The organism is Pseudomonas sp. BP01 (assembly GCF_022760795.1).
GTDB lineage: Bacteria > Pseudomonadota > Gammaproteobacteria > Pseudomonadales > Pseudomonadaceae > Aquipseudomonas > Aquipseudomonas putida_Q.
Map to the genome: position 1 here is coordinate 1 of NZ_JAFBKA010000105.1, position 380 is coordinate 380.

The 380-nt window shown below is 58.4% G+C and carries 1 protein-coding gene; it reads left to right on the top strand.

Annotated elements, in window-relative coordinates:
- Positions 1 to 122: 122 nt before the first annotated feature.
- The coding region (locus JOY50_RS28670) for a toxin VasX (RefSeq protein ID WP_243056190.1) at positions 123 to 380 on the top strand (258 nt) is incomplete at its 3' end.

Here is a 380-nt window from a genome sequence, read left to right on the forward strand (position 1 = left end):
TGTCCAAGGGCTCATTTAGAGACGTTTCCTACAAGGTTTTAGGACGCCCTAGGAACCTCCGGCAAGCGATTCCTCGTTAGTGTTCAGGGACCATCACAGTCCCTTTCAGCGCGAGGTCGTTTTTGACAATCAGCCAACGTATCGCCATTGCGGCAGCCGAAGCCGGGCTCCCTTCTGACCAGTGCATGTCTTGCGAACGCCAGGGCCTGCCGATCCTGCCGCTACGTCGCGCCCTGGTGCCGGATACCCGACAGGAGTGCATCACGACTGTGGCGGGTAGCCTGCATATCTCGGCGAAGATGGGCCTGCGCACTTTGCGCATGGGTTACCTGTATGTGCTGCTCGATCAGCAGGTCTGGCATGCCTACGAAGTCAGCGAA